Origin of the sequence: Aporhodopirellula aestuarii, from assembly GCF_023701485.1 — a bacterium.
Lineage (GTDB): Bacteria > Planctomycetota > Planctomycetia > Pirellulales > Pirellulaceae > Rhodopirellula > Rhodopirellula aestuarii.
This window is the reverse complement of the sequence record NZ_JAMQBK010000051.1, coordinates 80,850-104,574: the sequence shown is the minus strand read 5'-3', so window position 1 is coordinate 104,574 and position 23,725 is coordinate 80,850. Positions and strand designations below refer to the sequence as shown.

16 protein-coding genes are annotated in these 23,725 nt (G+C 52.9%); 5 read left to right on the top strand and 11 right to left on the bottom strand.

Translation table 11 applies throughout. The features are described 5' to 3' along the window. Positions 1-78 precede the first annotated feature (78 nt). The 9 genes from NB063_RS19180 to NB063_RS19140 form a co-directional block, all read right to left on the bottom strand. Positions 79-1,221, bottom strand: coding sequence for a hypothetical protein (locus tag NB063_RS19180; RefSeq protein ID WP_250930377.1), 1,143 nt, complete (start codon positions 1,219-1,221; stop codon positions 79-81). 36 nt (positions 1,222-1,257) lie between these two features. Beyond that, positions 1,258-2,895, bottom strand: a complete 1,638-nt coding sequence (locus tag NB063_RS19175; RefSeq protein ID WP_250930376.1) for an FHA domain-containing protein — start codon at positions 2,893-2,895, stop codon at positions 1,258-1,260. Between the two features lie 20 nt (positions 2,896-2,915). Next, the gene (locus NB063_RS19170) at positions 2,916-3,767 is read right to left on the bottom strand and encodes an FHA domain-containing protein (protein WP_250930375.1); all 852 of its coding nucleotides are present in this window, start codon (positions 3,765-3,767) and stop codon (positions 2,916-2,918) included. Positions 3,768-3,918: 151 nt separating this feature from the next. After that, entirely contained in the window at positions 3,919-6,558 is a 2,640-nt protein-coding gene (locus tag NB063_RS19165; RefSeq protein WP_250930374.1) for a serine/threonine-protein kinase, read from the bottom strand. Positions 6,559-6,651: 93 nt separating this feature from the next. Next, the gene (locus tag NB063_RS19160) at positions 6,652-7,284 is read right to left on the bottom strand and encodes an RNA polymerase sigma factor (RefSeq protein ID WP_250930373.1); all 633 of its coding nucleotides are present in this window, start codon (positions 7,282-7,284) and stop codon (positions 6,652-6,654) included. 764 nt (positions 7,285-8,048) lie between these two features. Next, positions 8,049-8,621 (bottom strand): DUF3592 domain-containing protein, encoded by a 573-nt coding sequence (locus tag NB063_RS19155; protein WP_250930372.1) that lies wholly within the window; start codon positions 8,619-8,621, stop codon positions 8,049-8,051. A gap of 1,127 nt (positions 8,622-9,748) precedes the next feature. After that, positions 9,749-10,210 (bottom strand): hypothetical protein, encoded by a 462-nt coding sequence (locus NB063_RS19150; protein WP_250930371.1) that lies wholly within the window; start codon positions 10,208-10,210, stop codon positions 9,749-9,751. Between the two features lie 732 nt (positions 10,211-10,942). Further along, complete coding sequence (locus NB063_RS19145) at positions 10,943-11,434, bottom strand: hypothetical protein (RefSeq protein WP_250930370.1); 492 nt, start codon at positions 11,432-11,434, stop codon at positions 10,943-10,945. Between the two features lie 144 nt (positions 11,435-11,578). Then, positions 11,579-11,839 carry an ECF-type sigma factor gene (locus NB063_RS19140; RefSeq protein WP_250930369.1) on the bottom strand — a complete coding sequence of 87 codons (261 nt, stop codon included), beginning with the start codon at positions 11,837-11,839 and terminating at the stop codon, positions 11,579-11,581. A gap of 418 nt (positions 11,840-12,257) precedes the next feature. Here NB063_RS19140 and NB063_RS19135 point away from each other — a divergent pair, with 418 nt between their 5' ends. The 4 genes from NB063_RS19135 (at position 12,258) to NB063_RS19120 (ending at position 18,984) form a co-directional block, all read left to right on the top strand. Further along, positions 12,258-13,121 carry a CPBP family intramembrane glutamic endopeptidase gene (locus NB063_RS19135; protein WP_250930368.1) on the top strand — a complete coding sequence of 288 codons (864 nt, stop codon included), beginning with the start codon at positions 12,258-12,260 and terminating at the stop codon, positions 13,119-13,121. A 92-nt stretch (positions 13,122-13,213) separates the two neighbouring features. After that, positions 13,214-13,441, top strand: coding sequence for a hypothetical protein (locus NB063_RS19130; RefSeq protein WP_250930367.1), 228 nt, complete (start codon positions 13,214-13,216; stop codon positions 13,439-13,441). A 902-nt stretch (positions 13,442-14,343) separates the two neighbouring features. After that, positions 14,344-14,685 carry a TFIIB-type zinc ribbon-containing protein gene (locus NB063_RS19125; protein ID WP_250930366.1) on the top strand — a complete coding sequence of 114 codons (342 nt, stop codon included), beginning with the start codon at positions 14,344-14,346 and terminating at the stop codon, positions 14,683-14,685. Positions 14,686-15,435: 750 nt separating this feature from the next. After that, positions 15,436-18,984: a HEAT repeat domain-containing protein gene (locus NB063_RS19120; protein ID WP_250930365.1), complete on the top strand. Its 3,549-nt coding sequence runs from the start codon at positions 15,436-15,438 to the stop codon at positions 18,982-18,984. Positions 18,985-19,071: 87 nt separating this feature from the next. Here the strand turns inward: NB063_RS19120 and NB063_RS19115 are convergent, their stop codons facing one another. Further along, complete coding sequence (locus tag NB063_RS19115) at positions 19,072-19,275, bottom strand: ECF-type sigma factor (RefSeq protein ID WP_250930364.1); 204 nt, start codon at positions 19,273-19,275, stop codon at positions 19,072-19,074. Positions 19,276-20,649: 1,374 nt separating this feature from the next. After that, entirely contained in the window at positions 20,650-22,110 is a 1,461-nt protein-coding gene (locus NB063_RS19110; RefSeq protein WP_250930363.1) for an AAA family ATPase, read from the bottom strand. Between the two features lie 477 nt (positions 22,111-22,587). Here NB063_RS19110 and NB063_RS19105 point away from each other — a divergent pair, with 477 nt between their 5' ends. Next, on the top strand, positions 22,588-23,721 hold the full coding sequence (locus NB063_RS19105) for an NHL repeat-containing protein (RefSeq protein ID WP_250930362.1): 1,134 nt from the start codon (positions 22,588-22,590) through the stop codon (positions 23,719-23,721). Positions 23,722-23,725: the final 4 nt, after the last annotated feature.

Sequence of the window (23,725 nt, the reverse complement as noted above, 5' to 3'; positions counted from 1 at the left end):
AATGCCATCGAGTCTCGGACTTTAGCCCGTTAGGTGACGAGTCATCTCAATGCGTTTGCCGTTCGCAAAGTACGGAATCTACTTGGCAAGCTTGCCAAGATCCTTTGGCTTCAGTGACTCGTCCTCTTCCGCCACGGTCAAATAAAGACCACGCATCAGGACGAACATATTGTGATACGCAAATTCACTACCAGGATTTGACGGTGCGAACTCAACGCCATTGCGATTCATGAAACAAAGTAAACTAACGAGGTGATCGCCATCCGAGTTGGGATCGTAGCCGCTCTGTCCACGAAAGGGGCGGATGTCACCCGACTTTTCCAATTGCAATATCTCGCGATCCAGGTCTTGCAGAAAACGATCACCAGCGTAGAAGTGTGTGTACCGATTGCGTTGTTTGACCCACTGAGCCACTTTCGTCGATCCGTGGAATTCACTGGTCAGTTTCATAAGCGCCGATTCCATTCGTTGAATCCCGTCAACCGATGCTTGTCCTGTCTCCTCAGATTCCTTGACAACTGCAGCGCGAGATTGCTCAAAAGCTGTGCGTGTCGCCTTAAAATCATCCCATCGCAGAATATACGGCCACAGGCTGATCGTCCCATCGACGTTCTGACTGGCCGTAAATCGAAAGGGACCTTGCTTAAGAGTAACGTTACCCAACAATTCATCGTCAAGGTCTAGCTGGTCGAGCGCTTCTTCGCTGTAGCGAGAAAATCCTGGATCGAAGCGGTAGGGCAGCGAGGATGCGGCCAGTCGTGCCAGCATGAAATTCAACGCCCTTCCGTTTCGGATATTCGGGCCGCTAAGTTCGGGATGGTTCTTCAAGCGGTCCCATACACGACTATTCTGCCACTTTTGATCATTCAGATATTTCATCCGCGCGATTTGGCGAACGTGGTCTAGTTCTAATTTCTTTTGCTCGGCGAGCGTCTTGCGCTCCCAGTAGATCCGCAGTTCCTTTTTCCAGTTGTCCAGTTCTTTGCTGTATGCGTCCGCATGCAGGTTGCGTGCGTGCGCAAAGTCTACGGCCGTGTCGCCATGCGCGCGAATCAAGTCGGCTTGGGCGTAGATCCGTGAGGTAACCGCATAATACGGATCATAGACGGCCCATCGAAGTCGAGTCGGATACCTAAAAACAGGATCAACAACATTCTGTGCCACGCTGGCTTCTGTTGTTACAAAGCAAAGAAGGCATGCTGCAATTGCGGTTTTAGCCATTTGGAAGCTCAGATAGTTTTCGAAGAGATTCAATAGTTATTGACATTCTCGCACACGCTGAAAGAGTGCGGCTTCAAATGAAGGTTCGCTTTCCGAATCAGAATCAGCATTGGGCGGTGTTGGTCGGGAATATATGCCCACAACCTTCCCTTGAGCGTTCATCACTGGACTACCAAGATACGCATACTCGTGCTGCTGGGGAGTTCCCTTCGCTACCATGCGATCCTGCGAGTCCTGGGTCGCTTTCGCCAGTTGGCCGACGCGACTGGAAATCGTGGAGGCTTCAATCGGAACGCTGCGATCAAAGTAGGGATCTTCCACGTCAAATGCGTATCCCGTGACATTCAGTTTTTGATTTGGTCGCAACTTGACTTCAGCGGCTGTGCCGGGCAACCAATGCAACAGCGATTGGTTCGTTTTGATGATGGCGACGTCGTAAGTCATCTTTTGATCAATCGCCTCAAGCGCCTTCATGCGTGCCGCAACCAATTGAACCTTCACCTTCTCGAACGCCTCCGGCTTCGGGGGCTGCGATTCCAGCTGATCAAAAATGGCGTCATGCTCTTGTTGCGCCTTGCGAGCCACTTGGTTGGCGAGTTCAAACCGTGGATGGATGACGGCGGAGGTGATGCTTCGTTCACTCTCGGTTGTGGGTGAAAACAAAAAGGCCTCCGGAAATCCATTCTGTTGCAGATTTCGCATGGCCTGGACCACGGAGGCAGTGGTAGCGATGTGTTGTGAGTCGATCGCAAAGCCAGTCCCAACACGAAACGGAGTTTCTCGTTTTGAGTCCGAGCAAACGATTAAGAACAACGATCTCGACAGTTTCTCTTGCTGCGACAAGGAGGCTTTTACCGTGCCAGCCGTGGGCTCATCTTTGCGTTTGTCTGACATTGCTTGTCCAACGGGATCCTTGGCGACAACGGTTTGCGAAGTCGCTGCCATCGTATTGGGCGTGTCAGGTTGCTGTGTCTCTGCTGTGCTAGGATCACGCGTTGCGAACCAGCCGATCAACGCTAACAGCAACCCGGCCGCCCCAACCGTTGCCAAAGTGATCGTGCTGTTGTTTGTTGGACGGGTTGAGTTTCGATTTGATGGCCGAATCTCTGGATCAATAAAAGTTGGTTGGGATCGCTTGAGCAAATTCGCAACTTGATATGCCGTTGATCCCAGGAAAATCGTATCGTCATTTTGAACGTAAGCGCGGCTGATTTTGTTCTCGACGCTACCTACCGATGTGCCGTTCGTTGACCCCAAGTCCTCTAGTACTATTTTTCCGCCTTTGATCATCAGCCTCGCATGATGTGTCGACACGTTCGGGTCACTAAGGATCAACACGTTGTCCGAGCCGCGCCCGAGCGTGATGACCGTTTTCATTTCTTCCTGCTCGCTGGGAACCGTCTGGTTTGTGTTTGCAGACCTTGTCGTTTTGAAGGTTTCTGGCCAGGGCATTGATTGAGTCTGCCCTAGGGTGATCGTGTCGTGCGTTGAGATTGCTTGTGTCCCAAGAAGCCGTTGTCCGTTGAGATACGTTCCGTTGGTGGAATTAAGATCGGTTAAAGTCAACTCGTCTCCATCGCTTGTCAGGCGACAGTGCTGTCCTGAGACCATGATGTTTTTAACAACAAGGTCACAAGACGAATCTGATCCGATGGTCCACGATTGCTGAGGCATGATTGTCTGTGACTGTAGGATTAGCTTGTTGGGGCGACGCTGGGGCGAAATCGAAATCGCTGTTGTCCAAGCTGGAATTCGGTTTGTTTGTCCAGCGCAAATCTCTTCACCCGAATCCAAACACCGTTTAACGACTTTTGATCCTCGATCATCCAACGCTCCGTTTCATCTTGATAAAAGCGAGCATGCATTGGACTGACGAAGGGGTCTCCGCCAATTGTAATCTGGCATCGTTGGTCACCACCCAGGGTGGTTTCGCCTCCGATTGAAAACGTTTGTGCGTTTTCCTCTGGGACTCCCGTTTCGGCAAGACGGGGAACAAACTGCTCAAGCATCGTTCGAGTTGGCGCTCGATAAGCCTGAGTTTGCAAAGCTTCGGTCTCGATTGCCTCATTACCTAATTCAGGTAATTGAAAGAGATAGCGTCGCCCACCGATGATCAACTCACTTTTGCGCGAGAGTGATGCGCGGAACGCTCGAACAAAAGTTCCATTCGTGCTCTTACGATCGATCAAATACCACCGAAAACGCCCTTTTTGTTTCTGGCAGCGGAGCTCGGCGTGACTGCTGGAAATGTCGCTATCGAACGGGATTTTCAGATCACCTTTCTCGCGACCGATGGTGAACCTCGAATCACGAATTCGGATTGATTCCCCTTCTTCTCGACTGCCATCGTCAAGGATCGTCAGCAATGCAAGCGATTGGCGATTGGTAGGGCGGAACGCTCGGGCCTGCGGTGATGGCGAAGCAGACTCCTTGCCGGCCGCCTGTGATTGTGGTGCAGCTTTCTTCTGCAAGTACTGCTGCAGCGGCTCGGCTACTGTCTGAATGACAGGCTCTTCTTCAGTATCGCGAGTTGATCGTTGGTTCATTGTTTGTTTGCCGGTTGTGGTTGGCGCGACGTTCTCATTGTTTCACTGAGTGAAAAAGTTTCTCTGGGTGAATGCGATGGGTTTGCGAAGTCGTCCCTGTCCGAACCTGACGCAGTCATTTGTTGGCGATCAAAATCAGATCGATCCTCTCCTATTCTTCAGGTGACTCCCTGAACCGCGTAACCCCAAGGCGGGGTCGATTTTCCCTTAGCTGCGCGACCGCGCGATCGGTGACGTTGGGCGTGGCCAGCCACAGTTCCTCTAAATGTAACTCTGCTACATTGACGAGGCACGCGTCGGTGAACTGCTGACCAATGAGCGTCAGTTTTCGGAGGCCGCGTACTGTTTTCAGATGCTTCAAGCAGTCGTCCGTAAGGAAGGCCTGGCCGAATTTCTTCTTGCTGTGTTGCTGCAAAATGAGTTCCTCGAGTGCTGGTAGATTCGCCAACAGTTTCAGGTCATCGTCGATCAGGTCGGTATGATGGAGCGTGAGGGTGTCCAGTCGTTTTAACTTCGCCAATGCGGCAAGCGTCTTGGGGCCCAATGCCACCCGATTAAATCGCAGGACCTCGACATTCTCAACGACGTTTTCCATCTTGGCCAGCGTGGCGATCCCCTCGGTTGTCATATCGTTAGGGTAAAAGATGACCGTTTGCAAACTTGGCAGCTGTCCGAGCAGCGCGATGTGCTTGTCGCCGAAATGTTTCTGTTTGCGGAAAAAAGAGACCCCCACGACCCGAATGTCACCTTCGGGTATCGTCCAGATCCACTTGTCACTGCCGACCAGCTGCACGCTGCCACCAAACCCCACTATCTTCTCGGCAATGTCGCGATCGTCCGGCGACGACCTGACTGTCGGTGCCTCTGTTTTTGTGGGTTCTGTAGATGAAGGTTGAGCTCTCATTTTGGAAAGATCGGCACCGGAATGCTGCCGCTCCTTCAACAGTTCGACTTTGGGATTGCTAAGCGAAAGTTCAAGTTGGTTTGTCGCAATCGGCGTTGCCTGTGAGATTGCCTGTTTTGGTTCCTTGGCAGCGACACCCTGCTTCGTGTCCGATCCGGGGCGGATGCTGACGTTGCCTTGGTGGTCGACATTCACGACCGCATCCGAGTCGGAATCAAGTTCAACCTTACCTCCGTTGAAATAGATGATGACGCCCAGCAGCAGAGCCGCACCGCCGCACGAGCCCAAGGCAATCCAGGGATTGCGTCCACGACGATTCCGATCGGATCGTCCAGAGGTTCTTCGCTGAGTCGGCAGCGTCGCAGCTTGCGAATTTGCCGCGGGCTCAACCAATGTGCCACGCGAATCCGCATCCGCCTGGGCCGCAAAAAATGCGTTTAATGCGCCCGTTTCGGTAAGTTGTGCCGTGCTCGAATCCGATGTCGTTTCAGCACGATTCCTCGACGATGAAGAAGAATTTGCAATCGGTTTTTTCCCAACGTCTTTCAAATAACTTTTCAAATTGGCAGCAACATCGTCCATCGACTGGTAACGTTGATCGCGATCCTTGGCCATCATCTTGGCGCAAATCGCTTCAAGTTCAGGTTCGATCTCAGGATTAATGGTCGATGGTGCGGCGGGTTCGTCATGAACGATTGCATAGACGACTTTGGCGATCGGACCGCGAAACGGAAGTCGTCCCGTCAGCAATTCGTAAAGAATGACACCGAGCGCGTAGATATCAGCCGTTGTGCCGACTTCATCCAGTTCGCCTCGAATCTGCTCGGGTGACATGTAAGCAGGCGTACCGACGGCCATTCCACTTTGTGTCACACTACTCTCGACGTCCATTTGGCGAGCCAAGCCAAAGTCCATTACAATCGGTTCCTTCTTGAGGTCGATCATGATGTTGGTGGGCTTTAAGTCTCGATGGATCACGTTGTGCCGGTGAGCTTCCGCCAATGCAACCGCCAACCGTTGCACTAAAATGGCAGATGTTCGCTGTGGTGGCATTTTGCCGGGCTTGATGAAATCAGACATGCATCGGCCTTTGACAAATGCCATGGATATGACATGGCGTCCATCGATTTCGCCGACATCATAAATGGGACAGATGTTGCGATGCTGTATCTTGGCTGCGGAGCGGGCTTCGCGATAAAAACGCGTGACCATGTCGTCGTCATTGGAACCGCTAAAGCTAGGAGTTTTCAGGGCGACTTGGCGGTCCAGTTGGCTGTCGTGTGCTAGATAGACTCTGCCCATCGCACCGGACCCCAATTCCTTGAGGATCCGGTATCGACCGAATTCAACAGGCAGTTCGACCACGGTATCGCGCTTCTTGCCATCCTTGGTGTCGCGCAGTTGATCGACGCGACTCGTGTCGATTGATGCTTGGGCCAATTCCTTCTCGGTTCGTTTTGGCGACGACGAATCGGTCATGCTCGAATCGAACAGCTCTCCGGCAAGTTGCTTGACCTGCTGAAAACGTTTTGGAAATCGACTTTCGTAACTGGCCAAAGCGAGTTCTGGATCGACGGTGCTTCTGGCTTCATATTCGGCGAGAATCAAATCTGCGGTCACGGACTCAGTGTTTCCAAGTGTCGGAAACTGATCCAAATATTCGTCCAGTAGGCGGCCGTTTCCCCCTGACCAATTGCGATGCAAGTCGACCTTGACCAGTTCGGCCAAGGCGACACGGCGATATTGCTGATCGGGATTTAAAGCGACACGCCGTCCGTACTCATCCAGTGAATTCGCTCTCCAGTTACCATCAAACTCCATCAACAGTGATTCGAGTTCGTTTCGCTCGGCAACCTCAAGGACGGCGAGTGGATCAGGTGATGACATGAGCGTACTCGCTGCTGTTCAGGGCAATTGAAGTTCGGCTGATCGAACTGACTTCCGGTTCTATCTGCTCCATCGTGGTGACGGGCAAAAGTGTCAACCAGAATCTTCATTTTTCTGCGAAACCGTTGAATCCGTCACCGAAATCTCCTCAAAACGCTTTGTCAGACGCTGCTGGACCAGTTTCAGGATCCGATGAATCGATTGCCGCGACAGGTTGAGTTCCTTGGCGATCTCGGTCCGATTTTTGCCTTCCAAACGCATCGAAATGATCTCACCGGTGCGATCGGGAAGACCCTCCAAAACCACATCGATTTCCTCCCACATCGCCAACGCGTCTCCGGGTGATGGCTGTCGGTCGAACATCTGATTCTCATCGGACATCACGCGGTCCGCCGTAGCGTCCCTTCGCTCCGCGGTATGCCTTCGCGCATGCGAACGGGTCTTACACAGTGTCAGCGTCGCCAACAGTTGCCACAATTCCTGCGAATGCTCGATTTGGAATTTGCCTTCTTCCTGACGTCGAAAGAATGTGCGAAACACCGATTGGACGACGTCTTCACCATCGAAGCGTTTCAATAATGCGGGATGGATGTTATTGCCGGCGAGTCGAACAAGCCTGCGAGAGTAATCGTCAAACAGCTTTTTGACGGCGTTGGAATCGCCAGCCTTCAATCGCTCTTGAAACGATTGGAAGTCGAACGACTGGTTTAATGGTTGGCTACTCACGTTGTCAATTCTTCAAGCCTTGAGGTCATCGTCATCGGTTTGGGGTGTGCAACTCTTGTTCAACTCAATACTTGAGGCGAAACTGCACGTTTTGGATTACCCACTATACATTGTGCGCCGCATGATCATCATTCTGTCAGATCCCGCTTGAATGACGGGCGCAACAAACCAAGAGCAAGTGAACATTTGAATGGGTGACCGAGGAGATCTTTCCCATCATTGCTAACTCGTATTTAGTGGAATCAGACATTCGTTCGAGCGGATCGCCGCCGAATCGGGCTCGCCTGAACGGCGAATAAAACACCGTAAGGCATCGGCACTAAATCACTCTCAACTCCACGAGGTTGGACCAACCGACAGCTTGAAGACCTCCCAGGAAATGCTGTCGGTGCTGCACGCCGAAGCAGTTTTCGGCCGATTCTGTTCGGTACTCCGGTGAATCGCCCGGTCGATGAAACCGGAGCAGGCTAGCTATCCGCGATTCGGTGCGTCGGTGAAAACGACCGACGCGAATTCGCGAAATCGCTAACCACCCGAAGTCGATGCAACCGAAGTCTCGAAGCGTGACCAAGAATGTCTCGGCTTAGGGACACGTTCAGGCCCTTGCCAAAGACGCTTCCGAAAGTCGCAATGCAGGAGCCCAGACCCGGTTTACCTATGGCCGTCATGCAGCGATCGGTCGTTTTCAGACTCGCGGCATCGCCCTGCCGAGGCGTGAATAGGGTCGAGCAGGACTACCGATCCTCTTAATTAAGTTAGCGGTCTCACTCGGGTTGAACGCGCCGCGTGTTCCGCAATTTACCGACGGAACGAGTGCCGATAATCAAGCTGAATACGAGGAAAATTACACCGTAGAGCAAGTCCTTGAAGTCGCGATAGCCAAATGCGTTCGACGGATACAAGTAGGATGCTTCGGGGTTACTCGGCCAATAAGCAATCATGACTTGTTCTTGAAGCGGATATCGTTCAATTGTCGCTTGTGCTTCGCTATTCGATATGCCAAATCTCATCAGATCGTTTGTGTAGGTTTCCGCATCGACTATGTACTCGTATTCGATTCTTACAAACGGTGTCGCGTCTGCAGCCGCTTCTGGAATTTGAGCCGTTGCAACAGACTTGGTGACGAGGCCTTTCGTATGTGGCAGGTTGGCCCTTTGAATACCACGACGTACTTCGCCAATCCCAGATGCGATGATTAGCAAACTCAAGCCACAGATAATCACCGACCCTGCGAGAGTAAGCTGAGCTCCTGCTCTCCTTTCAACGAGATTCGGAGCCTGCCTGGGAACATGAGTCGTCGTTTTGATCTCTATGCGTTCATCGTTTTCCGACGGCATGAAGAGTTCCCTTTGTCAGCGAATCCGACGCAAGTTGTAATCACCAACCACGAAATTGCAGTTTGCTCCGAGTACTTCGGGCGACATTCAGTGTACCTGACTGGACGGACGAAGCCTGGTAATTCAATGAGCTCCTATTCTGCCCGCTGTGTGCGCGGCGATCGTAGGCTATCCTTGCAGACTCCATGGTACAGCATGTCTAGAACACTGTCGTCGAGTCGATTGACCTGCCGCTCGACGATTCGAGTGTGATCGTTTTCCGGGAGCTTCTCGCCGATCTGTTTCCAACAAGGGTCCGACTCGAGCATCGGAGACTCGCGGTAACGAGTTTTTTTTGTCTCTGAATCCCTTACACTCATGACGACCTCCGTGTGATTCCTGGAATTGAAAGCAACGCACATTCTGTGCGAAATCCCAAGATCACCGAAGGTCATTTTTTTTTGCGTTAAACTCCAGCCAGCAAATGACTTAAAAACTGCACGACCTCCAAGGTTCCGACGAGGCAACGTGTCAATCAGCAGAACAACTAAGCAACGTCCTAACAAACAATCTCGACCCTTCCATTAGTCGGGGTTTGACTCGAGCGAGCGACGGCGAAGGCAAGCGTCTCGTTGTCCCGGATCTCGTACACAACTTTTCGGAAACGATCGTCAGCGGCACGTGGGAGAAAGCGAAATAACGACACTTTTCGCTGATCGCCACTATCTGCCTCGTTCCAAATTTGGAATTAGTCGCAATTTCATTGTTTTCTTCGCGTCCTCTGCGTTTAATCAGTGCGCAGTTCCGATCGTTTTTTAACGCAGAGGGCGCCAAGACGCAGAGAAACGCACAGTTTCGAGGCTTACTTCGCTGCATCGACAAAACATTTTGGTGGCGTTCACCGAGAAGTGTCGAAATAACCACATTTTTTCGCAGCGTGGATATTGCTTTGAATCTTCTACGATCAAAGCGATCGTCTCTGATATCCGTTCAAAACAGGTTGTGCCATAAACTAGCATGTCACTGAAACGACGATGGACAAGCCAAGCCTTTCCGTGAGCGGATGTCGCGAAAGCCGGCAGAAGTTGCCGATCGGATGATAAAATTGTCGACCGCCGCGAAAAGCGACATCGCGGAGCCAGCGCCTATTAACCTGCGTCGATCGGGGCCTCTGCCTTGGTAAAAATCTGCGGATCCTCTTCAATTATCTCCCGAAAAAAATGACGCATCATCTCTGACTGTTGCCATGCCGGCGCGATCATAGCAATGGCAATCAGAATCACGCAAATAGGAAACCCAAAAATCATCCCAATAAGCGTTGAGCGATCGTCTTCGTTGGGTGTCAGATCAAGCGTTGTAGCCGTCAGTAAACTTAACAGGCAGGTAAAAAGGAACGTCACCGATAGAAATGCAGTCACGATCACCGGTATCCGGTACGAGAGATCGATACGGGAGCCGGTGCCTTCCGTCTGAATTGTGCCAATCAACGCTCCCGCGCTTGGTCCCGACGTCCGACCCTTTAACGGCCAAATTCCTATTGGCATCAACTCAAAGTTATATCCGTGAATCTTCGCCAACACTTCTCGATCGCCAACGAATGATTCTTTCACGAATGTTGTGTAACCCTCTATCGGCTTGGTCCAATTGATAACCGACTCGTACGGGATCGATCGTTCACGCAGTCTGGTCATGATCTCAGATGGAGCAAATTGCGATCGGATCGTTTCATGTCGAAATGGGTTTTTCACGGGATCACATCGAGAATCATAGAATTGTTTGCTGGGGCCCAGTGTCATGGGAAAGAGCCGCTACGGCTCGACCCAACTATTTTAGCGTGCTGCTCGGGGCTTGTTGGTGAGCATCAACTGGTCTGCGAATTCTCTTACCCCGCGAAATCGATTCCACTTGATTGGCGAATGAAATGCCCCCGAAACAATAGCGGGCCAAAACCGTTCAGGGTAACAGGAGTTCTACTGGAGTCCGCATTGGCCGTTTTCCTTGCGGCAGTGGCGAACCGCTACCCTTTTACCTAATAAAAAGTCGTACTTGTTTACCGTGCGACGAGTAGCGGCGGGGCTAGCCAGTGATTTCGGTTGGTGACTGGACCAGCCGCTCGATTCGTTCATGTCTCTGTTCGTCGGTCAGGTGCGTTCGCATGCACTCGGCGAACATCGTGGCCGGGTTTGGGTTAGTTTTTGGGATTGTCCCGGCGACGTTTTGGTTTGGTCCCGGGTTTTCCGCAGTCGGGGAAAACTTTGCGGGGTAGATCGATCTTCGATTTACCGGTCGATGAAACCGGAGCTACTTGGCTTGATTCGGTTTTGGCGAGTCGGTGGGCTACGCTAATTAGCGGCGTCGGAGAGCGATACTTGCTTTTCCTTGGCTTGGTGAACTCGGTCACGTTGTTGCTCGACCACAGTGGCAAGGAACTCCCGCTTCTTAACTCGCTCCTCCCTAAGACGGATTGATGCGTTCTTCGCCATGTCGAGAGTTTCCACCACTTGTTTTTGCTCCAGATCCGACAGATCCAATGCTGCGTCTTTGCAGATGCTTTCAATCGCAATTTGCCCATCGCCCAAAGCCTGAAGTCGCCGGTCTAGCATCTCAAGCGTAATTTTCCCATCACTCAGCGCCTGCAATTGCCGGTCTAGCGTCTGCCTGATGGAATCAAGTTCTGTCCGCGTCTCGGCGTCAAACGCGGCCAGCTCTCGCTGCATCCGTTCATGCAGTTCTGTTTCCTCATTCAATTTAGCGAGAGCTTCCTGGTACTGATCCTTGCGACTGGGGGCGCAACTGATGACCAAGAGCATGGCAAGCAGGGACAGGTATCGCATCTCTGAGGCTCCAAAGGGAGTTGATATGCCATGCAGCATGACGCAAGCCAACCGGCCTTGCAAACAGACAGGAACAATCATAACTCGCCGGAGGCCCCGACGGGCGAAGGCACGGGCGGGGCGTGAGGGCAACAGACCAGAACGCTAACGCATGCTATCACGAAAGTGCCGAGCGATGGGAAACAACCACTCTAGCTGACTGTGCTGGAGTATCGACACATTGAAATCGTCGGGCACGGAATCCAGCCCTGTCGCCTGCAACGTGTGGTCGGTCCGCTCGATGGGCATCAGAGCTGCAGAGATTTTACGCAGCTCCTCGTAAACCAACGGCAAGAGTTCCTCGGAGGCTTTGGCATCACCGGCTTCGATCTCCGACAGAATTGGAAAGACATCGACCTCGATCACTGCAATGATTGTACTGTGGCGAATACCAAGATGGCCAACCCGCCGAGACTCGTTCGAACGTTCAAGGTTCTCTAGCGATACGGGGGAATGAGTCGCCTCAAAGAGGTTCGGCTCGATCACTCTCAACTACACGAATTTGGACCCCTCGACAGCTCGAAGCGATTTCCGTTCTTCGCGGAGGTGACCTACTTCGGATTGTCAAGTTCGAGCTACCGGTCGATGAAGCCGGAGCGTTGAAGCAAATCGCCGGATCTGCTTCGGCCAATTTGTCCGATGCAGATTCTGAAGTGTCTTGTTAGAGCCATGAAATGAGATTGATAGGCAACACGCTGCCAGTTTGCTCGAGTACTATCGAGCTCCTATTCTGAATTTTCACACTGAATTTTGTAAGGTCTGTCCGCAGTAAGGAATCGCAGCGATGAGCGAAGTCAATGTCACAGCAAGGACTGTATCGGAGGATGCTAGTTGCCCCAACGACATGCCTTCCTACGTGCTGCCGATCTTCTTTTTTATTACCTTCCTCATCACCTGGGGCACAGTCGGCCTCTACATCGTCTTTCCAGAATTTGCGACCGCTCGGCTTGGGCAAATTAGCGGTAGTCACCCGGCATTCTTCTTGGCGACCTGGTCACCCGGAATTAGTGCCATCCCGCTGGTGCTCCTGTACGGCGGCATTGCCGGATTGAAAGGGTTTCTCTCTCGCTTATGTCTGTGGCGATGTAGCCCGTATTGGGTTGTGTTCACTGCTATCGGGTTGCCCCTTGTCTTCGCGACGGGCTCGCTTATCAAGGGCGGTCCGCTGCTTGCCCCGGTGCCGCCTGAGGGCGTGGGGGCGGTACTCGCCACACTCGCCATCATGCTGTTCCTCGGACCGATTGAGGAGTTTGGTTGGCGAGGTGTCGCGCAGCCACTGTTGCAACGTCATTTCGCACCTCTCTGGGCCGGTGTGATCATTGGCGTTGTGTGGGGGATCTGGCACCTCCCTGCGTTCTATCTGGCCGGAACACTGCAAAGCGGCTGGAGCTTTACGCCGTTCTTCATCGGCAACGTGGTGCTGGCGGTGATCGTCACGCCGCTCTTCAACAGCACCCACGGTAGCATTCTTTGGCCGATGCTCTTTCATTGGCAACTGATCAATCCTCTCTGGGCGGATGCACAGCCTTTCGATACCTACCTGCTCGTTGCGGTCGCCGCCGCCGTTGTCTACTTTAACCGGGATTCAACGTTAAACCGCGGCGGCGTCACCGAAGTGATGCCGTCCACTCGGGGTAAGATGCCGTGACGGTCAAGCCAGTGTTTCTCCTAGCCGACTCCGTGAGTGCGTCGTCAGATTCCCCAACCGTTCGTTAAGGTACCGGGGTCGGAATCAAAACCGTGACTGAGTTCGGCCTGGTTTACAGCCACAGTGGCTGGGTGCCCCGCTACGTTTCGAGCCTTCGACAGTATCCCGACTGCTCCGTGACGATTGCATTGCACGTTAACAGCGAAGCTTTCATCGCGAGTGAACAGAGCGACCTGATGGGCGACCTGGAGCTTGCGTTAGCAGAGTTAATCCTGAAGGACGAAAGTGTCCCAAAAACGGACTTATTTGGGAATCGCTGAGTAGCGTCGGTCGATGAAGCCGGAGCAGGCAAGGGAATGCGATTCGACGCGGGGGAGTCCATCACCCACGCAGGTTAGTGAAAAATCGAACTTCAAGTTGACGTCCGATTTTTTACGGAACCCCAGCCCTAAACTATGTTGCTCTAGGATCAAGAATCCGCCTTAACCGAACTCGGACCAACGGAATGACACGTCAGGAGATTGCTCAATGTCCTACCAGAATCTCAACCCACGCCAGCGACGTTGCCTTAGGTTTTCAAAAGATGTGCAAAACCAATTTGGACTTACGCTTACATCAAACTTGCAAACTTACATTGCATCTGAACGGTATCCAAACGGCATCGAAGTGTCCAATTCTGCCACCGGTTACCTCAGCTTGAATGCAACGATCGAATCAACGAATGGATCAGCGATGTAACTACGTCGCTGATTGTCGGCGTGGAGGTGATCGTAGTTTAGCTCCAGCAAAACCAGCGAAACTCACGGTCACGACTGTTTGCGATACGTTGACGCTCGTAGCGGGGACTTTGATAACACTGGTTCTCCGCGTTATCGTTCACGAGGAGTTTGGGTGCCGAGAAGACGCGGTGCGACGATGGTCGGAACGACCATATTGGCGGTATCAGGGTCGATGAGTGCGCCATTGAAACCGACCCCGGCAACATGGTTTAAGCTCCTGAAGTGGGGTCAACCGAACTACCTCCCTGCGGCAGAACAGAAACGCATCGCGGCTTTAGCTGGCGAGAACTTCGCGAAGACGCTGTTAAAATCCGGCGTTTCCAAGTAGCTAGCGTCATTCCGCTCACACGTTGTTGTATTCCGCGCCGCTCGATTTGTGGGATTCGCATGGACGGAGTATTCTTGTTCGAGTTAAACTGGCCATCCCTTCGAGACCTCAAACCATGACCTCCGAAGATAAAAAATCATCACTTGATCAGTTCTTTGCATCGCTTGACCCAGAGAGTGGCCCTGACGATTTACAGACGAATACTGAGAATGGTTCATGCGTTCCTGAAGGTGAGCGTCCATGCCCAATTTGCGGTGAGAAGATGGCGACCGACACACAGCAGGGCATTCAAGTCGACCTCTGTCACGACCATGGAATTTGGTTGGACAAGGGGGAACTGGGAGCGGTGATCGGCCGAGAAAAAGAAACGGCAATCAAACAAGCGATGGCCACGTCGGGAGACACGCATCAGCAATCCGGTTTTCTGCTTGGTTACGCCCTTGGGAAATCGGTCTAGTTACTCGCTCAACTCGTGGGCTAGGTTACGGCTTCGCTGGTGAGTTTGACGATTTGTTCGCGGAGTGAGTCGAACGCGGCTGCTTGTTGGGCCGGTTAGCGTGGTGTCGTTCAGCATCGATTGGAATTGTCTTTCCACCACAAACTCTTGCTCTTGACGCTGACGGTTCTTACTGGATCCTTGGTGTGTTCTGACACTCCAGTCACTCGCGTGGGGCGCGAACACCGACGCAGTTTCGTGTATCTCTCTGGTGAACGAAGTGGGACAAACCGATAGCTCGAATCCAACCTCAGGATCCTCTTCCGTGTGCGCCACCGACGCATTTTTCGTCGGCACTTGAATCTGCACCGGCGGCCGACTTCGGTAAATCGCCTTTCATTCTACCGGTCGATGAAACCGACGTGGTTTACGGATTGCAGTTGGGGGCATGCAGTGGCGAGAGCCGCTCCCTTAATCATTTAACTCGGATCGGCATTTGCGAGACGAAAGAAGCTGAAAACCGAAAACCAATCCTGACCCCGGCGACAGCCGCCCCTGTGGCTGTTCGTTGTAGTCACCCTCGCTTAACATAAGGCAGAAGGTCGCCGATACGTACGCGACGCATTCATTTCGGAAATTATATTTCGACGAGCCAATTTTGTATCAACAGCATGCCGCATCAATACGAAGGCGGGCTCTTGAAGTGAAGATGGGACTGACTCTCTCCGCAATTGCCATTCGATTGACATCCAACACAGTGGACAAGACGAGATGAATCATTCACGCGTCGTGTACGGCTTTTTGGCCGGCTGGATTTGGGTTGCAAGCTTTGGAATCTCTGATGCAGAGGATCCATCTTTCTCCGTTGTGGAGACGCAGCTTGCATTAGAGAAACTTCAAGCAGGAGTTAACGGAGATAACGTAGACTCCTGGGTCATCGCATTGCTCCAAGCGATCGTGGAAACTTATGAATCTCAGGATGACGCCAAACGGATTGAACTGATCGACTCGATAAAGGGACATGGTAAAGAAGCGATCACAACGTTAATCATATTGGCGGAATACGGGAATGGCCATGTGATGCCAACGGCCGCGAACACTTTGGGCCAAATTGGAAAAGAGGCGGACTCTGCGGTGCCCGTTTTAAGTAGGCGATTTGTGTCGGGCAGTGATGATCGGATCTCTACCGCTGCAGCGAACGCGATCCTGAGTATTCGGCCAGCCGAAGGTCCGATGATTTTGGTCGAGGCAATCGACGCGACGAAGCCGGCTCCAAGTAGAAGTTATATTCCTAAAGGAACCCGGCGACTCAAGTTGATAGAGCTACTTGCTGTTAATACGATAGCCGATACCCGAGGCGTGTGTGACGCCTTGGGTATTCTGCTCCGCGGCGAGGATCCACGCGTGCGATTCGCGGCTGCGGAGGCATTCTTAAAACGGCAGGCGGATGTGCCCATCGACGCTGCAAAGCGAGCAGTGTTAGCAATGCTGAACGATGAACGGGACGCCGTACGATCAATCGGCCTGGAATGGTTGCGTGACTGCGAAACGCAAATCGACTCTCCCGAGATTCGAATCGCATTGAAGAGATCGTTGGACGAGCCAGTCCATAGATTACACTGGCAGGCTGCTGCTGCCGCGTTCAGACTCGAGGTGTTTTCGCAAGAAGCTAACGCAATTTTGGACAATGCGATTCTCACCCGGAATTTGCCGCCGAATGGTGAACAGTTAATACAGATTTTTGGGAGGGTCATAATTCCTCGACTACGCACGCAATTGGATGGCACTCACGGGGTGAGAGCGGAAACGAACGCGATCTATTTGCTCGGCATGATGCGAACGGATATGCAAGAAGTCGTGCCACTGTTAGTGGAAGCATGTCACAAGAAAGAACTCCGGAAGAACGCCATTCAAGCCCTTGGAATGATCGGCCCCGACGCGGCGTCCGCTGTGCCCGTATTAGTCAACGCATTGAGTTCGGAGCTATGTCGAAAATCGGCGATCTTCACCTTAGGCAAAATCGGGCCAGGGGCAGAGGCAGCGACACCCATGTTGGTAAAGCTACTTGAAAATAGCGAGTTGCGTTCAAAGGCGATGCTTACGCTGGGAAGAATTGGCCCCATTCCACCCGACGCGGTGCCATTGCTGCTCAAAATGATTGACGAGGAAGAAAACGTTTGGAATCGACGTGAGCTTCTCCAGAACTGTCGTGTGATTCGATCGCCAGAAGCCGTACCCCAACTGATTCAACTCTGGAAAAAACGTGGATCCAAACAAGAATCGGATCCCGTCCAGGCTTTCTGTGCCGAAGCACTCGTCAAGATTGGAAAACCAAGTGTTCCGGTTCTGATTGAAGTTATCGAAGATCAAAACGTCCATCTTCGCATCGGAGCTGTCGAGATGTTGTCTCAGATCGGAACCGACGCGAAAGCGGCAATTCCAACGCTGACTGATATCTTCGACGACAACGAGGTTATTGTGCAACGTGCGGCGATACACGCGATCGTCGCGATCGATGCACAGAGCGGACGAGCGAAGGGAACACTGATCGATTTGCTCGCTCACGAGGACCGCGGAATCCGCGGCATTGCTGCGAAAGCGTTGCAGGAGATAATTACTCCAGCTGACAGCGTCTTCGTGTCGGAACTTCGTGAGCATTTGGATTCATCCGTCCAGGATGCCCGCGTTGTGGCCGCAACATTGCTCGGCAAGATGGGACCGCTTGCCAAAGACGCTCTCCCAACGCTCGAGAAACTAGTCACGTCAGCAGCTGACCAGCAGTCCCATTGGGCTTTTCAAGCCCAAGTTTATCTTGATTCGATCCGGCGAATCGGCGGATATCAAGCCATGATCCCACCTCTCATTGATCTACTGAGTTCTGTTGAAAAACCTCAACTCATCACGCTTGATCCACAACTCTTTCCTAATGAACTTGATGACGCTGCTTCGAAGTGGTTGAGTCGTGCTTTTCGCGACGGGGATTCCGCGACCCGTTGTGCAGTCATTTCTCTTTTTCGATACGCCGATTCGGACTCGGTATCCCCAATCATGCGACAGGCTTTTGAAGATCCCGATGCGAAGGTCCAGAGAACTGCGATTGATGTTGCCAACGTCACGCCAGTAGTGGCGGCAGGGTTGATCCCTGAACTGAGCAACGCTCTGGATGATCCGTCTCTGCGTTACCAAGCGATTCACGCGATCGAAAAACTCGGACCCAAGGCCAAACCTGCCGTTCCAAAGCTGATGGAGAACCTGAAAGGAAATAGCGCTAATGTCTATTATGTCGTCGACGCACTTGGTAAAATTGGACCCGGAGCGAAAGCGGCTGTGCCCAATTTGATTGAAATGCTCACCGAGCAACGAGGCCCCGTAACCCATTACAGCCCCGACTTAATGTATAGGGTGGTCAAGACTCTCGATGCCATTGGTTATGGAAAAGACGGCGTCGTACCAGCCCTGCTTGCATCACTTAAGGATGCGAGCGCCGGAGTTCGATGCAATGCCGCACGGTCGCTTGCTGTTCTCGCGGCCGATGATCTAGTGGCAGCTGATTGGGAAGCGGCTGCGCGTTCACTGGCGGATGTTCTGGATGACCAAGATTATTGGGTTCGAAAATCAGTCGCTAGTGCCCTGGGCAGCATCGGTCCGGATGCAGTGGTGGCTGCCCCCGCGCTAATACGATCATTGCAAGACGGCAGACGTGGAAGCCAAGGGGATATTGGCCGGGCATTGGCCAATATCGGCCCATCCGCCAACGCGGATATCCCTGCTTTAATTGAATTACTTAAAGCTTCTGATTACGATACACGCGGAGGCGCTGCGACGGCATTAACCGTGCTGTTAACACCGAGCGATAAGCACGCATTGAAGAGCCTCCTCGACTCATTCTTGGACCCCAATATGCCTCACCGTCAGGGGTATCACAGCAATACACTAGTCGCAATAAACCGCATCGACGGTGGCACCGAAAGACTAGTAGCCGCATCCATCACGCAGTTGGAATCGTCTAGTGCGAAAGCTCGCTTTAGTGCTGTCCGTGCGTTGTCTGAAATCGCTCGGCAGACATCCATCCGTACGCGATTTCAAACGAAGCAACTTGTGATGAAGGCACTTGCTGAAGAATTGCTCCCTTCACTAAACGTTGCACTGAAAGACGAAGAAGTTGACATTCGACTCGAGGCGGCAATAGCGCTGGGACATCTGGGGCAGCACGCCAAGTCGGCAGTGCCAACGCTCAAGCAAGGCTTGTCCGATCAGAGATTGGCGAAGACCTATCAAATGGCGCTTCAGCGGATCGATCTCGACGGGGACAAGGATTGATGATGCAAGAATACGAACTTGCTCCGTGGTTTCACGAAGTATTCGGATTCCGATTGCATAGTCTACCCGTTGTTGTTGGCCCAATCTTCACTGCTTGTTTGTTGATCCCCTTGCTCCTTTGGCACGTTGGCATTCGATTGCCAATTTCAAAGGAAAATCAGCGCAAGTTGGAAATCGCTTGGTTTGCAGCATACTGCGTGAAAAACGTGAGTGGGATTGATCTACAAGAATTCGTCGCATCGCCTCAGCCGCCGTCCCGAAGAAGTGCCCACGGCTGTTCCAGTGGCTCATCTTTTTGACGTCCGCCAACCGCGTAGTCCACTAGCGGGAAACGCATTTTGGCACCTCCTCGCATCAATACGGGTCGACGCTGTTTCCCATCATCGGCAGCGATTGCCGAGAGCGTGCGAAACGTAGCGACGCGAGCCAGATTGCCTCCGAACTATCGAAGACGAAGGACGAGTAAGTTACCCTAAGGCAACTCCACTCCCTCGCTCTCAACTGCGGTCGGTTGGACAAACCGAACGGAGTTGCGAGCTTCGCTTTGTGCCGTCGGTGGCGGAGACCGAAGCGGGTTTCGGCTTACCAGTTGCCTACTCCGGCGGCCGACGCCGGAGCAGAAAGGAATGGGAAGATGGGCACCGACGTTAGTCTGTAACCGTACACCAGAGCTGTCGTAGACGCGGGGTATAGGATCTTGGGTTTGGTCACTCAACCATCATTGCTGTCACCGATGACAAGATGCTTTACGTTTGGACGATTACAGCGCAGAGCGTCGTCGAGCACGTTGGCGACTTCGTGTAGAGGGGGTAGAGGACCGGATCACCTTAGGTGTACCGTCGTTTTCATCTGCCAGGCGATCAGCTAAGTCCCCGAGTTTCGACAGTTCGTCCGCGAACGCTTGCTCCGCGACCTCGACCGCCTCGTTCAACCGCTTTTGCACTCGTGCAAACTCGCTTTAGTGCCACCGCAGACTGACCCGCAGTAGGTGCTCCGGCGAATCGCAGTTCGGGTGGTCCCATTCGATAGCGAGCAATTCCTGTAGGTTTTCTGGGCAGTCCTCGTGATCCAGCAGACGTCCTCGCCGCACACAACCCATGTTCGCGAGGACGCTCATTGCGAGTGAGTTGGCCTACCTAAAAAACCTTGCAATACGGCCTAATCGAGGGAGCTAATACCGCAATAATCGCCATTGGTTGCAATGAACGCTGCAGCAGGATACGATTGGAATTGTCGAAATTGACGGGTTTTTCCAGCAAAAACCGTGTTAAACAGCGTGTGTCAGAGGAATTTTGACATCGTGGAGGTCACAGATTCGAGTTCTGTATCGCCCACTCCCGCAAACCCCGTAAAACCTAGTGTTTTGCGGGGTTTTTTCGTGTTCCGATGGCTCGATTCGGTCGTCACCGGTTCGGTCAGGAAGGGACAGAAACGGCGTGTTTTGACCCTCTTGGACTGCATCAGGTGCAACCAGTGGTGACATCCACTGATTAATCGCAAGTTTGTGGCCGAACGCTCTGCGGTCGGTGGGTCAGGATTCCAACCGCAGAGCGTTCGGCCACATTTTCATCGTGGGGGATAACGTGTGCGTTCCAAGGGGCTATCTCTTTGGGATGGTGCCGACAGCCTAATGGTTGGTTGGCTTAAAACTTGAAACCTAAGTGTTCATGATTCGCTTTGGTTTTGACCGGCTCCGAGGAGTTTGCGGTTGAGCGTGCCGCCTTTGAAAAGCATCTCGTCCAAGGCCGAATCCAAGTCGGCATGCGTCAACGGAGAGTCTGCGTCTCGTTCGATGCTGAACTGCGACGACCGACGCATCAACTCTTTGATGAATGCCGCACTGACTCCATCGGTGCGACGAACAACTTCATCAATCAGCCCGTTGTCCAGCAGCCCCTTGGACGCGTACAGGTTGGCCAATTTTCGCCGGCCTTCCGCGTCGGGAAGCGGGAACTCGATCGCTTGATCGATTCGTCCGGGGCGAGATGCGAGTGCTGCTTCGAGTGCCTCAGGACGATTGGTCGTGAGCACAAAGAAGATCTCGGCGTCTTCCTTGAGGCCATCCATTTCATTGAGCAGTTTGTTGAGCAGGACTTCTTCGCAAACGCTCTCCATCTTGGTGCGTTCCCGCGCGATCAAGTCTACATCTTCCATCACCACCATGCTGGGTTGCAGCAGGCGGGCCAGCGTCATGTATTCGCCCAGCAAGCCGACCTGTTCTGCCGAAATCAAGATCGTCGTGTGTCCTGCGAGTGATGCGGCGAGGTGATGGATCGTGTGGGTCTTTCCAGTTCCGGGAGGGCCGTAGAACAGGATCCCTTTCTTTTTGGACATGCCCAGTTGAGAAAGTCGTTCACGATTGCGGGCGAATTGGACGACGTTTCGTTCGAGCAGCGTCAGCGTCTCGGCGGGCAAGATCACATCTTCTCGACGAACATCACGGAGCTTGTGTACGGTGATCCCGTTGGACTCACCCGAATACGAATGTTCCGCCTGTTCGAGCGACAGAATTTTGCCCCGGTACGATTCGCCACGAGCGACGGCGTCTTCGAGTTGTTTGAAAAAACGCTGGGCAATCTGGCTGCCTTTCTGAGATAGTGGGGAGCCGACTTGAAATTGCATTCCCGAAACCTCGCCGAACTGGCCGCACGGGCTAAGCATGACGGCAAAGCGAACCTCTTCCGCTTCGAGTAGCCACAAGCCGTTCTTGAGAACTCGCAGCGGCTGTTCGTCACCGATGTCGAGTTCTTCGTACTCGGGTGGAACCGAGTACGTCGGGTTGTTCATGCTTTCTAGGATGCAATCCGTTAGCGTGGGAGCGCAGGCAGAGTACTCGCAACGGACGCCAAAAAAATGCTTCACCGTGATCTCGCTACCCAATAGCTTGTCGATGGTCCGTTGCAGATCGGCACGCATGCGAAACGGGAATCGACGTTCCGTGATTGTGATTTGGGAGGTCGGAGTCGGGTGAAAGTGGGACTTGAGCAAGGGGGCCACCAATTGCTGTGAACCGTCTTGTTCATCATTGCCAAACGAGTTCATGATCATGAACGATTTGGTGCGAACCAAGAATGCCAGCACCCATCCGAGCATCACCCCCGCGAACATCCATCCCAGATAGGCCATGGTCTCTTCCCCAAAATCTTGTGCTTGTCGATTGCCAGTTGTTGATAGAGCAGACAAGCCGCGATTGTATCGGGTTCACTTGCGAATCGTCGGAATGAATCGGCGTGGTGAGGTTTGGTCCGCGACGCGTTCGGACGGGTAGGATCCTCTTAGCCGTCAGGTCCCACGCCGAGCTTGAATGCTGACCAAGCACCCACCGGGGTTGAACGCAAGGAGCTGTGGTTAGCGCCAAACGGCGAATCGTCCGAAAGGTTCCTGGCTACCTGTTTATTGTTCCAAGTCCACCGCCCGCTTGCCCGTCCCGATAACGACGTTCTTGTTTGTGACAGTGCGAAAGAAGGGTTGCAAGTCTATAGGTGAGTTGGTTTTGTGGAGTAGGGATTTCGGGAGGTTAAGCGTGCAAGAGTGTGGTATTCTTGCGTCGCCATTTTGCCGTTTTAGGTCTCTGTTTCCTTCCCCTTTGCAATCGGTATCCCCATGTCCGACCGTCGTTCATTTCTCAAGTCTGGCGTGGCTGTGTCTGCAGCTACCGCCATGTTGGCTCACTCTTCGGCTTGGGTGAACGCAGTGGCCGATGAGACTGGGGCCGGTAAAGCTCTGATCGGGCATGGGGACTTTCGCTACCGCGTCAATAAAGATTGGGCAACTGTCAATCCGTTTCGACTCCATATCGATAACTGCCACGAGATGGTGCAGGACTCGAAGGGCCGTTTGGTGATGATCGGTGACGACCCGCGAAACAATATCATCGTGTTCGACAAGTCCGGAAAAGTCCTAGATAGCTGGGGGACGTACTGGCCCGGCGGCCATGGACTGACGCTGGTCGACGAGGGTGGGGAAGACGTCCTGTTCGTCAGCGAGAGTGGCTGGGTTCGCAGTCTCGACGATGGTGTCACGATGGTCCGACAGAACGGATATGTCGCCAAGATGACGATCGACGGACGAATGCTTTTTACGATCAGTCACCCGATGACAGTCGGTGCCTATACACCTGAGATGCTATTTCAGCCCACTGAGACCGCGGTGGCACCCAACGGTGATATCTACATCGCCGACGGATATGGTTCGGACTTTATCCTGCGGTATGACCAGCACGGAAAGTTCATCCAGAAGTTTGGTGGGCGCAACAACGATGACAAAAACTACAACCTAGCCAATGCCCACGGGGTTGCGTTTGATGGGCGTGATCCGGCCAACCCCAAGCTGATCGTGACGAGTCGCGGCCAGAAAGCGTTCAAGTACTTTTCGCTTGATGGCAAGTGGCTCAAGACCGTGTCACTGGCCAACCTACAGATCTGCCGGCCGGTGATTCATGGTGAGTACGTTTATGCCGGGGTTTGTTGGAGCCATCACTTTGCGGAGGTGAATGTTCCCAAGCCGTGGCTCTATCAGTCTGGATTCACCATGGTGATGGACAAGGATGATCGCGTGGTCTCGTGCCCCGGCGGCGAGCAGCCGGTCTATGAGAACGGGATCCTGCAACCGGTCAAGCAAGACGAGGCAAGGACGTTCTATCACGGACACGATGTCTGCATCGACGAGGATGAAAATGTTTACGTTTGCCAGTGGAACGGCGAACGTACGACGCCGGTAAAGCTGGAACGCGTCTGAGTTA

Excerpts from the sequence above, each read along its gene's own strand:
- NB063_RS19170 (WP_250930375.1), bottom strand. The coding sequence starts at position 3,767 with ATGAACCAACGATCAACTCGCGATACTGAAGAAGAGCCTGTCATTCAG.
- NB063_RS19125 (WP_250930366.1), top strand. The coding sequence starts at position 14,344 with ATGACCTCCGAAGATAAAAAATCATCACTTGATCAGTTCTTTGCATCG.
- NB063_RS19135 (WP_250930368.1), top strand. The coding sequence starts at position 12,258 with ATGAGCGAAGTCAATGTCACAGCAAGGACTGTATCGGAGGATGCTAGT.
- NB063_RS19155 (WP_250930372.1), bottom strand. The coding sequence starts at position 8,621 with ATGCCGTCGGAAAACGATGAACGCATAGAGATCAAAACGACGACTCAT.
- NB063_RS19110 (WP_250930363.1), bottom strand. The coding sequence starts at position 22,110 with ATGGCCTATCTGGGATGGATGTTCGCGGGGGTGATGCTCGGATGGGTG.
- NB063_RS19115 (WP_250930364.1), bottom strand. The coding sequence starts at position 19,275 with ATGAGCCACTGGAACAGCCGTGGGCACTTCTTCGGGACGGCGGCTGAG.
- NB063_RS19175 (WP_250930376.1), bottom strand. The coding sequence starts at position 2,895 with ATGCCTCAGCAATCGTGGACCATCGGATCAGATTCGTCTTGTGACCTT.
- NB063_RS19105 (WP_250930362.1), top strand. The coding sequence starts at position 22,588 with ATGTCCGACCGTCGTTCATTTCTCAAGTCTGGCGTGGCTGTGTCTGCA.
- NB063_RS19180 (WP_250930377.1), bottom strand. The coding sequence starts at position 1,221 with ATGGCTAAAACCGCAATTGCAGCATGCCTTCTTTGCTTTGTAACAACA.
- NB063_RS19120 (WP_250930365.1), top strand. The coding sequence starts at position 15,436 with ATGAATCATTCACGCGTCGTGTACGGCTTTTTGGCCGGCTGGATTTGG.
- NB063_RS19165 (WP_250930374.1), bottom strand. The coding sequence starts at position 6,558 with ATGTCATCACCTGATCCACTCGCCGTCCTTGAGGTTGCCGAGCGAAAC.
- NB063_RS19145 (WP_250930370.1), bottom strand. The coding sequence starts at position 11,434 with ATGCGATACCTGTCCCTGCTTGCCATGCTCTTGGTCATCAGTTGCGCC.